The organism is Mesorhizobium sp. M0016, from assembly GCF_040324035.1.
Taxonomy (GTDB): Bacteria; Pseudomonadota; Alphaproteobacteria; order Rhizobiales; family Rhizobiaceae; genus Mesorhizobium.
Genome location: NZ_JAMYVM010000040.1, coordinates 1 through 11,227, shown reverse-complemented (window position 1 = coordinate 11,227; position 11,227 = coordinate 1). Strand labels below are relative to the sequence as shown.

The 11,227-nt window shown below is 58.6% G+C and carries 8 protein-coding genes; 2 read left to right on the top strand and 6 right to left on the bottom strand.

Going from position 1 to position 11,227, the window contains the following annotated elements; genetic code table 11:
* Positions 1–313: 313 nt before the first annotated feature.
* The 6 genes from NKJ88_RS31680 to NKJ88_RS31655 form a co-directional block, all read right to left on the bottom strand.
* Positions 314–1,243: a LysR substrate-binding domain-containing protein gene (locus NKJ88_RS31680; protein ID WP_352446829.1), complete on the bottom strand. Its 930-nt coding sequence runs from the start codon at positions 1,241–1,243 to the stop codon at positions 314–316.
* 26 nt (positions 1,244–1,269) lie between these two features.
* The gene (locus NKJ88_RS31675) at positions 1,270–1,500 is read right to left on the bottom strand and encodes a hypothetical protein (protein ID WP_352446828.1); all 231 of its coding nucleotides are present in this window, start codon (positions 1,498–1,500) and stop codon (positions 1,270–1,272) included.
* Positions 1,501–1,919: 419 nt separating this feature from the next.
* Entirely contained in the window at positions 1,920–3,329 is a 1,410-nt protein-coding gene (locus NKJ88_RS31670; RefSeq protein WP_352446827.1) for an efflux transporter outer membrane subunit, read from the bottom strand.
* 303 nt (positions 3,330–3,632) lie between these two features.
* Complete coding sequence (locus NKJ88_RS31665) at positions 3,633–5,576, bottom strand: MacB family efflux pump subunit (protein ID WP_352446826.1); 1,944 nt, start codon at positions 5,574–5,576, stop codon at positions 3,633–3,635.
* A gap of 4 nt (positions 5,577–5,580) precedes the next feature.
* Positions 5,581–6,684: an efflux RND transporter periplasmic adaptor subunit gene (locus NKJ88_RS31660; protein ID WP_502904784.1), complete on the bottom strand. Its 1,104-nt coding sequence runs from the start codon at positions 6,682–6,684 to the stop codon at positions 5,581–5,583.
* A gap of 398 nt (positions 6,685–7,082) precedes the next feature.
* Positions 7,083–7,364 (bottom strand): hypothetical protein, encoded by a 282-nt coding sequence (locus NKJ88_RS31655; protein WP_352446825.1) that lies wholly within the window; start codon positions 7,362–7,364, stop codon positions 7,083–7,085.
* Positions 7,365–7,525: 161 nt separating this feature from the next.
* On the opposite strand from NKJ88_RS31655, the gene NKJ88_RS31650 reads away from it, so the two are divergent.
* Together NKJ88_RS31650 and NKJ88_RS31645 are read left to right on the top strand one after the other, a co-directional pair.
* Entirely contained in the window at positions 7,526–8,185 is a 660-nt protein-coding gene (locus tag NKJ88_RS31650) for a response regulator transcription factor (RefSeq protein WP_352446845.1), read from the top strand.
* Complete coding sequence (locus NKJ88_RS31645) at positions 8,182–9,519, top strand: sensor histidine kinase (protein ID WP_352446824.1); 1,338 nt, start codon at positions 8,182–8,184, stop codon at positions 9,517–9,519. Before NKJ88_RS31650 ends, NKJ88_RS31645 begins: the two co-directional genes overlap by 4 nt.
* The last annotated feature ends 1,708 nt before the right edge of the window (positions 9,520–11,227 follow it).

Genomic DNA, 11,227 nt, shown 5'->3' with positions numbered 1-11,227 from the left:
GAACATGCCTCGCGGCTCGACGGACGCTTGAACCAGAGCGCACCGGCAAGGTCGTTTCGCTGCCATATCGAAGTTGCAGAATGTCTTGGACGGTGGCGCAGGCGGTCTTACTTTCAGCATTGGAGATGGTGGCGTTGCTTGGGGCAGTCAGGTGAAACTAAACATCATCAAACCGCCATGAGCGCCAATTGCAGAACCCGGCGGCGCTCGCAGGCCCTTAGCTGAAACGAGCTCCGTGGGTATGCAGCGAAATCGCTCGGCCGCGCCTGAGAAATCGTCGTCCAAAGGCAGGCCGGTACTCGTCTCTGGACAACTACTGAATTTCAACGCGCTCCCATTCGGGGCGCCGTGCTTCGCTAAGGTGCTTTTCTATCTGCGTGACAAGGAGGGCACTTGCCGCCTCAGCGGCGGAGGTGAGCGGCATGTTGGCGGATGAGATGAGGCATGCGGTCAGATGAATAGGCGGATCGATCGCCAGGGGCCTTAAATCTTCATGACCTGGAACGTCCGAGAGATCCCCCTTCGGAATGATCGCGCTTGCTACGCCGGCTTTGACCAAGGAGAGCACGCTGTAGAACGTGTCGACCTCAGCCACGCAGTTGGGGGGCACTCCGGCCGCTTCAAATGCCCGGTCCAGTGCATCACGCATCATATGCGGCCGTGCCGGCAGTACAAGGGGAAGCGCCGCCAGCTCCTCGAGGGACACGCAGGCGGCGACATCTTCTGTGTTGGCAGGCTGGACAAGATAGAGGCGCTGGCGGAACAGCGGTTTGCGGGAAACGCCGAGGGTGGGTGTGTCCTCGAACACCGTGCAAACGTCAAGCGACTGCGATTCAACGAGCGACCTGATGCGGAGAAAGTCCCCGGTGACCAAGCGCAGGGTCACTTTGGGGAGTGCCCTCCTGCAAGCGCTCACGAAGGGGCCGGCGAGGGAGACGGCGAGCGTCGAAGACATGCCGATCCCGACCGAGCCTTCTGGCTCTCCATCCGCGGAACGAACAATGCCACGCAGTTGCTCTATCTGCTGCAAGATGGAGACGGCCTCCCGATAGAAGGCCTTGCCTGCCAGGGTCGGGCAAACGCCCCGTGCGCTGCGGTGCAACAGGGTGGCGCCGAGCCTGGCTTCAAGGCCTGCGATCTGTTGGCTGAGGGCCGGCTGCGCCACATGGATAGTGGCCGCTGCCCGGCAGAAGCTGCCAGCATCAACGATGCTCACGAAATAGCGGAGGTGGCGTAATTGCATGGGATCGCTTGTCAAGGTGAAGAGAATTAGAATACGCTTGAATCGGTTTGTGGCAGCGGCAGCACCGCCCCTGTTTTCAAATAGCCCAGAATGACCCCATTCCCCCCTGACTGGCGACCATACATTTTGCAAACACTGCGCCGTTCGAGCGACACATCAATTCCTGCACTATAGTCCACGTTGTCGAGCCTCAGAGTAAGGATCTTGGTGTCGAGATCTGCCTGGATGCGAATTTCATAATCACGCCTGTCTTCCAATTCACGAACAGCACCTACCGCAAGGAGCCAAGCGGATACTCATAGGAGGAGCCTTCACTGACGCTCCCATATTGTGAACTGGGACTCCGGTACCCAATTCATTCGTGTAGTGACAACGCACAGCGCAAGATCTAGGCCAGTTTGCGCGGTGGAATATACGGTTCGTATCGGTGGGGATCCGTTTCCTTTGCAAAGGTTGGCGTTGTTGACATTCGGCATGGCCGCTTTCGAACAAAGCGAGGAGATGCCAGATGTAGAGCGGGCAACCGATCGCCGAGAGGCCGAAACTCACCGTTCTTAGACCGTTCCAGTGTCTGGCTGCACAGATACCAATTGGCATCGCCCACAAGGCAGCCGAAAGTCCAAACCGCGAAGACTCGCCTCGGACGGACCGAGGAGAACCTGTTGAGGCTCCACATCTAGTCCGCCTTTGACCTCGGTTCCTTGTTGGTGCTCCGGCCATCCGGTCCGGATCCGGCAGCGCTGCCGCCCATAATGCGGTACAGCTTCGATTCATTGAGCAACTGGTCGAGACGGAGATCGGCAAGCGCTGCCTCAGCTTCGCGGCGGCTCTCCCGCGCATCGAGCCAAACAGTGAGGCGGATATCACCCGACCGGTAACGGGTCCCTTGCAGCTGCTCAATTTCCTGCGCGGCCGCTAGCACTTTGTGAAGGTGTTGGGCCCGTTCGACATAGTCGGCCCGTGCGCCGAGAGCATTGGCCAGTTCGGAAAAGGCCGTGAGCAAAGTAGTGCGGAATCCGAGGACCCCTTTTTCATACTGTGCCCTCGAAACCGCAACCTCCAGCTTCATGTCCTCGAAATTGAGGAAGGACAAGGCAGCGTTTGCACCTAACGTAGCAACGGGATTGGAGATGAACGCCAGCAATTGCCCGCTGCCGGCGTTGAGAGCGCCGGTTAGTGAAATCGCCGGATAGAAACTGGCCCGAGTTTCATCAACGTTCCTGAGCATGGCACGGAGCCTTGCCTCTGCGGCTCGTAAGTCTGGGCGACGTGCGAGCAGGTCGGCCGGCAGCCCAGCCTGGATCGGGGGCAGCTTCTTGCTCGGCAGGCGCTGCGGCTCTGGAACAGGGCTAGGTGCCCCATTCAAGAGCACAACGAGGGCGTTCCGCTGTTTAAGGCGATCCTGCTTGCGCGTCGAAACCGCCGCCGCCAAGGCCTCGACCCTTTTGTCGGTCTCCTTGAGGTCTAGGTCGGAAACTGCACCGGCCGCAACCTGGGCGCGCACAAGCGCGCGAGCCTGCTTGGCATGGGCAAGGCTGGTTTCCGCCAGCGCAAGCGACTGATTGGCGTGAGCGATATTTAAATACGCGTCGATGGTTCCGGCGATAGCTAGGATGCGCGCCTCTTCGTAGTCTTCCGCTGTCGCGGAAGCCTCAAAATCCGCCTTGTCCGTCTTTGCCGCAAGCTTGCCCCACAGATCAAGTTCATAAGATACGCTGATAGAAGCCGACGAAGTCGAGGCGACCTTGTCGTCGAGAGGTTGTCTGCTGCTCCCGCCGCCCTGTCCATGCAGCTTGGGGAGTAAGTCGTGCGCAGCGATATCTGCCTGAAGTCGAGCCTGATAAGCGTTAGCAGCCGCGATGAGGACTTCATTATTTCGGCTGATGACGTTACTAACAAGCTTGTCCAGATTGGGGTCCCCGAACGCCAGCCACCAGCGGTCTACGCTGAGCTGTACTGCGCTCCCAGCCGCGGTGCTCCACCAGTGGGGGCCGGCTGGAAGTTCAGGGCGAACATATGTGCTCGATAGGGTGCAACCGGCGAGCAGGACAAGGCAACCGGGTAGGATCAGTCCGATGAGCTTCATTTTTAATCTCTTGAGGGCGCGTACGCGTACGGTCGGCGAAGACCAGGCGTATGCAGAGGGCTAATAAGCGGCGTCATTAGAAGCAGACACGAGGAAAGCATCGTCGTTTTCGTTGATGACTTCCCCGATAAGGCCGAACGTCAGCCAGCAGCTTCTGCGGTGGCGTGGATAGCACTTGCTGCCGCAACCGTTGGCAGCAGTCCCCCGCAGGGAGTTCGAGGCCAGAATATGTGCTCGACAGGGTCGTGCAACCCGCGAGCAAGACAAAGGAATGAGGTCATATCCGTCTGACGAGCATCTTTTTCAGTCTCTTGACAGCGCATCTACGGGATTCAGCCGAGCCGCATTGCGGGCGGGAAGGAAGCCAAAGGTCAGGCCGATGCAGAGCGCTACTGCGCAGGCAGCGAAAATAGCCTTGGCGGAGATGATCATCGGAAACTCGCTGCCCGGCCCGCCGAATGCGGTTGCGATGCCGAGCGCGAGTGCTACGCCGAGAATTGAACCGGCGATGCACATTGTGACGGCCTCAATGAGGAACTGAAGCATGATGTCGATCCGGCGCGCTCCAACGGCCATGCGCAAGCCGATCTCGCGCGTCCGTTCCGTGACGGAGATCAGCATCATGTTCATGACACCAAGGCCTCCGACACCCAGCGAGATGGCAGCCAGGGAGGAGGTCAGTTGCCACATTATCTGAGATGCGCGCTCAAGCGACTTACGCCACTGATCGTAATTGGCAACGGTGAAGTCCTTCGTGCCGTGCCGACGAGTGATTAGGTCGACGACGGCGCGCTCGGCGACAATCGTGTCGACAGAATCGACGACCCGTAGCCTCAGGGCGTCAAAACTTGAATCGGTACTCTCAAGTCTACCCTTCACGGTCGTATAAGGAAGTAAGACCTCCAGGCTGTTAAACTGAAACGCCGGCGGAGGCGAAAAAATGCCAATAACGACGACGGGAACACGCCCGATTAAGAAGATGTTTCCGAGCGGCGATTCTTCGTTAGGGAAGAGAGTTGCGGCCATCCTGTCATTGATCACCGCTTCCTGGCGGCGCTCAAAGACGGCCTCGGCTGAAAAGAATGATCCCTTCACCAGCTTGAGCGCGTTGACTTTGACATAGTCTTGGCCGACACCCCTGATTGTCGCCGTGACCGAGATATGCCCAAAACGTATCTGTGCGGACGTCGGCACTTCCGGGGTCACGCTATCGACGTAAGGCTGCTCGGCGAGTGCATCGGCATCCGAGGCGACCAGGGTCTTGATGCTCGAAGCACCCTTGTCCTCCCAATCACGCCCGGGAGAGATCACCAGAGTGCTGGCTGCAAATCCACCGAACTGGTCCAAAAGGTGCTGACGGGCGCCCTCGCCGAAACCGACGGCCGCCACAACTGCCGCAATGCCAATTGTAATGCTGAGCATTGTGAGGAAGGTACGCACGCGTTCGGTGGCCATCGATCGTATGGCCATAGGAAAGGCTTCCACCAGGCGGCGCCTCAAGGCCGATAGCGTAGGGGCGGGCTTGCTGTCGTGGAATGCCGGCGGCCCATCAGTCTTCTGATCCCGCGTCCGCCGGTCGGAAAGGATTACCCCTTCTCGGATTTCGATGATGCGGTCAGCGTGACCTGCGACGGCCATATCGTGAGTCACGAGGATGATGGTATGACCGTCGGAGTGAAGTTCCTTCAAGATATCGAGAACCGTTTCGCCGCTTTTGCTATCTAGCGCCCCCGTCGGCTCGTCCGCGAGGATGATGCGGCCGCCATTCATCAAGGCGCGGGCAATCGAAACCCTCTGTTGCTCGCCACCGGACAGCTGGTTCGGACGGTGGTCGAGACGATCACCGAGACCCAGCCTGCGCAGAAGAGATGTCGACCTTTCCCGTCGTGAGCCGGCGTCGAGACCGGCATAGACGGCGGGCATCGCCACGTTGTCGGCCGCGCTCAACGTGCCGAGAAGCTGATAGTGTTGGAAGATGAAGCCGAAGTGTTCCCGTCTAAAGGCCGCGAGATCGTCCGGGGCCAGGCCGGCAACGCTGCAGCCGCCCACGCGATAGTCACCAGAACTCGGCTGGTCCAAGCAACCCAGGATGTTCATTAGCGTCGTTTTGCCCGAACCGCTTGCGCCAACGATCGCCACCAGCTCGCCTGCCGTAATGGAAAGGCTGATGCCGGCCAGCGCCATGATCGTCTCGTCTCCGGCATGGAAAGTCCGCGAGACGTTCTGGATTTCGAGGAGTGCTGTCATTTCATCACCGCGACCCAAGATTGGTCGCCTCTCCGAGGCCAGGAATGACAACTTCATCACCAACAGCGAGTCCGTCGAGTACCTGCGCCTTGATCTTATCCGTCAGGCCTATTCTCACCAGGCGCTCGGTGAGTTCGCCCGTCCGCGCGCGAACCTGCACGCGATAGCGACCATGCGCATCGGGCTGCGTCAGAGCCGACCATGCTACGAGTGGTACGTTCTCGGCCTGCCCGGAAATAACTGTAACCAAGGCGTTCATCTTTGGCCGAAGCCGCCCTTCCGGGTTGGGCGTGGAAAAGACGCCGTTGTAGTAGACTGCGAGATTTGTTTTTTCTGTTCCGCCATCGTCGGCCATCGAGGGAGGCGCCGGCTCTACCTGTTCCAGTACGCCTGAAATAGGGGCTCCAGTGGCCCCCGGGACTGTGAAGCGGAGGTTCTGGCCCGGCTTTACACGGGCCACGTCAATTTCCGATATCTGCACCTTCACCTGCATGACGTCGAGTTGTGCAAGAACCACAATCGTCGGCACGGCCTGACTTGAGTTCAGCGTTTGACCAGTTTTAGCCGCCACAGCAACAACGACGCCGTCCATGGGCGCGCTGAGCTTCGTATGCTCGAGCGTTGCGCGAGCATCCTCTACCGCGAGCGTCTTCTCATCAATGTCCGCTTCAAGTTGCTCGACTTTCGCCTCTTGCGCAAAAAACGTCGCTTGCGCTTTCTCCAGGTCCGCGGCCGATACTGCCCTGTTCCGGCTTAGAGTCTGGTGTCTCCGGAAGGCCAATTCGGCCTCTTTCAGTCGTATGCCGGCTTCCTTGCAGCTAGCTTTTGCACTGGCGAGGCTGGCTTGGGCGGCGAGTAGTTTGTGCTGCTCTTTCGTAGGGTCAATCTCGGCGATCAAGTCGCCAGACTTGATCGCTTGACCTAGCCTTACATGCAGCGTCTTCAATTGGCCCGACACTTGGGCGCCGACTTTAACCATGCGGAGAGGCTCCAAAACGCCGCTCGCAAGTACGCTCTCCTCGATCGAACCGAGTATCACGCGTTGCGTGAGGATAGGATCGCGCGTTTTGTGTTGGAAAGCTCCGGTCGCGGAAGCGATAGCGAACACCACAGGCGCGATCCCTAGGCCCCAGACAAGCACCCTTTTTTTACCCTTCAGCAACACTCACCTATGCTCTCAAAAGACATTGTTTTGGCGTGTCGTGCGACCGAATCGGCACTGACTTTCACTCACCGATTTGAACCGAATTGGCTCCGGCAAGAGCTTGTTCTGCCGAGAAGTTGCAACCGGCGTGGAAAGCATGATTGCGAACGCGGACACACGGCGATGAAGATCATCGTGGAGCACTCGGGCGAGCATTTATTGGCCCTTTCCGAGGCGGTTAGCAGCAGCAGCAGGGCTAACGCGATGGGAGCGAAGAGAAGGCTCGCGGGAACAACGCTCCGCCCGATGCAATTGCGGATCTTGGACGTTTGCTTTGGCCGCATTCTGGGGACGGCTTCCTGTCAAGCGACGACCGCTTCGGCGCACGCATGCACTTGGGCGCACGCATGCATCTGAGTGGTCTGGCTCGAACGAAGTTCTAGCTGTACTGACGGCTCGACGGCATCGGGCCAGCCGTCTTCCGTCTTGATCGAATGTATCTGCCTTCGGGCCGCCTCAAGCTTGGTCAGTACCGCTTGGCGGGGTCGCCATTCGGCGATCCCAACGTCGGATTTGCCGCCGGCCAGTGCAGCGCCGACGGTGGTTCTGTTATGAAAAAGTGCCGAGATCAGGATGGGGTTCATAACGGCCTTCTAATCGGTTGATTCGATGACGCCGTTCTGACACCAGTAACTGACAGCAACCTGAAAGCCTCCGGATATTTGCGCACGGCGGTTCAGCGTAGCGTCAGGTTCTGTCAATAAGGCGAGAATCCTGCCCTCGAACTGGAGCTCGGCACACCATGATGCGAATACTGCTCGTCGAAGATGACAGGGACCTCGGCAGTGCTGTACGCGACCATACGTTGGCTGATGGCCACGCGGTCGATTGGGCCAGGGACCTGTCTGAAGCGCGGGATTACGCGAGTGTGGCCTCCTACGAGCTTGCTCTGCTCGACATTCGCCTGCCAGACGGCAACGGCATCGACTACATGCGGGAGATGAGAAAGCGGCTTGATTCGACACCAGTCATCTTCCTGACAGCCTGCGATAAGGTAGGGGACAGAATCGAGGGGCTCACCGCGGGTGCCGCCGACTATGTGGTCAAGCCGTTCGATCTCGGCGAACTTTCCGCGCGCATTCATTCCGTGGGGCGTCGTCATCGGCACTTCCCGGAGCCGGTGTATTCTGTCGGGACGCTGTCTATCAACTCGGCCGAGCGGCGCCTCGACCGCGACGGACAGACGGTCTACCTCACTCCACGCGAATGGACAGTTTTCAACTGCCTTCTGTGCCGGCCCGGCATGGTAGTCCCGAAGGCGAAGATCGAGGACGTCCTCTTTTCCTTAGGTTCAGAAATTGAGAGCAATACCGTGGAGGTTTATGTTAGCCGACTCCGCAAGAAGATCGGCGCGGACCGAATAGCGACAGTGCGTGGCTTCGGGTACAGGTTCGTGGTCACATGACGAACCCGCCCAGCATAACCCGCAGGCTGATACTGTGGCTGGGCGGCGCAACGCTTCTGGCCTGGATTTCCGTCCTTACCAGTGCTGGGTTCAGCCTGAGCAAAGTTGGCAACGAACTTTCGGACCAGTACCTGATGCTAGCTGAAAATAAGATGGAGGCGGCGATGATTGACATCCTAGGGAACTGGGAGAGCGATTTCATTCTCCGCACATTAGAACATGCAACCAGTTTCAAAAAAGCTTTAACCTACCGGTACCAGCTTTGGGAACACGGGGACGTGATCTTGAATTTGGGTGAGGGGCCGTTCCCTGATGGTCCACCGCGTCCAGGCTTTTCGCAAACCGCTACTGACCGGGTTTATACATCGGAGATCCAACCGGGCACGTTTCTTCAGGTGGCCGAATCACTCCATGCTCGCCGCCAGACAGTCAACAGGGGCCGATGGCACGTCTTAAATTTCGTCTTAGTTTCGATGGTCGTCATCCTGCCCTTTATTATAGCCGTTTTGTGGTTTGTGATCCGGCGGTCGCTGGCGCCCACCGAAGTACTGCGACAGGAGATCGGATTGCGCGACGGCGGCAATCTCTCACTGATGGGACCCAGCGGCCTCCCGGCAGAATTGGCCCCCATCGCGGCCTCCGTCGACCAGCTTCTCGAACGGCTGCAGACGGCCCTCGATGCCGAACGCGAGTTCACCGCAAATAGTGCACATGAACTGCGCACCCCGATCGCGGGCTCGCTCGCTCAGATGCAGAGGTTAGTGGCCGAAATTCCCCAGGGCTCGGCGAGAACCCGTGCGCGCGCCATTCAGGAATCGTTGGCGAGGCTTGGCCACCTTGTCGAAAAACTGCTTCAACTCGCTCGGGCCGAATCGGGGATCTACATCGCAGACCACGCGATCGACCTTGTCCGAATGATACGGCTAGAAATTGATGATCTCAGGAAAAAGCCGCAATATGCCGGACGGCTAATGCTTGATGTGGACGGCTGCCCCACTTTGATGCGCAGGGTAGACGTCGAGGCGTTCGCCATCCTCCTTCGTAACCTGATTGTGAATGCGCTCACGCACGGACTGCCCGATACTCCGGCAACGGTTTCCGTCCGAACCGATGGAGCCATTGCCATTGCAAACGGGGGACCGGTGGTGCCCCTCCCAGATCTTGAAGTGATAACAAAGCGATTTAGGCGTGGTGCAACCCCAGCGGCGGGCTCAGGCCTTGGTCTACACATCGCTAATATCTATGTCGAGCGGATCGGTGGCAGCCTTGAACTTGCATCGCCCGCTTCAGGTCGCGAGGATGGTTTTGAGGCGATTATTCGCATTCCTCGATGACACTGGTTTGCTGCAGCGACCAAGTTGGAAGGATTGTGTACTGCTGGTCAGGCAACGAGATTGTCGAACCCGGTGGTGAGCAAACCCGCGACGGGCCCGCGCGCCAGAGGAACTCAGCTGTCGCGGCGACCCACCATATCTCCACTGGCGCGGCACAAGCATGCCGCCGCCTCGCCTAGCCTGAGGCGGCGCTTACACCTGACTCATGACGCCACCATGTTCCGCATGGGACCCAGTGCTGCACTACTATGGCGTTGTTCAAACGGTCTTTTTCATTCGCATGGGATGTTGATCCGTCCTCTTCACCCCAAGGTTCGTCGCCAGCTCAACAACGCTTTGTCATGTCGTTTTCATGAGAAGCATTCGAATGAGGTGTCGCCGAGTCTCTAGCTCGATGGGAACGAACAATCTAGCGCGGTCGACAGAACTGAGCCACACAGGATCGCGGTCGCGCAAATCTCATAGCTTCAGCCTACTGTCAGCTATATGTGCCAGAAGGTTGTTGCTGAAACGATCAATCAGGAGATCTTATGAACTAGGAGACTTTGTCAAGCCGTCCGGCGTACCAACCGCTAATGGCAAACGACGCCGGATCATCCGTAAACACGTTACGAACAAGAGAAAGACTTACCATGAATCTGTCACCAAAGGATACCGCCGCCCCGGGCCTTCCGAAGCCGACGACCAATTTTCCGTCTGCTTGGCTGCGCACAATACTGGCTGGCACTGCGCTAGCCCTGATGACGACCGGTCCGGCTCCGGCCGCCACCGATGAAGACGTCCGCTCAGAAAATGGAGACATCTCAGTGCGTTGTACTGTTCGCTCTAACTATGTTTCCTGCGTGGAAATTAAGGATAGGGTTCCGCGGCCCGAGTAGACCTAGGGGGTTGCTGCGCGTCCTGATTTGACCCGCAGCAACCCGGTCGAGCCGCGGTAGAACACTTAACTCCACGGCGACGCTGACCGACGGGGGCGCGGGCCACACGGCGCCCCCGGCGAGGCCGAGGCGCTCAGTGGCCTGGCGGATTTCCTCGGCGCATCCGGCTCTACCACAGTAATGGTAAAAGTGGCCGTCTCGACTGAGGATGGCGCGCTTCGGGAGGGCACCATGCAGGATGCCACCAGGCTCACCAGCTAACGCTCGCCGCCGCGATGCCGAGTTCGCTTGATCCGGAAGCGGCCCTCTACGGCCTTGATCCTTTCGCCCGCGCGCGCCCATCCTCTGAGCGGCTACTTGCGGGAACTGGTAAGGGCCAAGCCGTACATCCTGCGACATAGTCCTGCTCGTCGCGTGTAGAGGTCATCATGCGGACAAAACCTCTCTTGTGCGAGTTCGGAGGACACCGTGCAAAATTCAAGCAGTGAAGCTCACAGCGAACTTAGTCGGGCGCAACATCTTCGCTCTCTAGAGCGTTGGATGTTCAGTTTGAATCGCGAGGGATCTCCAGGGAGGCGTGGTTCATGATTGAACTAAACCGCTGCCGCGCTAGCTGATGCGCGGGTCTGGCCTGAGGAGGTCCCCGTGTGAGAAGATTTGGTGTCGAGCCAACCTTCCGGCAGGGGAACCCCAGATGGCCCAGATAAGCCCTCTGCGTCAGCGGATGAAGATCTGACGATCCGCAATTCCCGCGAAGGAACGCCACCATGACCAAGACTGAAGTTAAGATCGCCAGCGCTGCCGTCAAAGACATTTTGCTTTCGAACCCG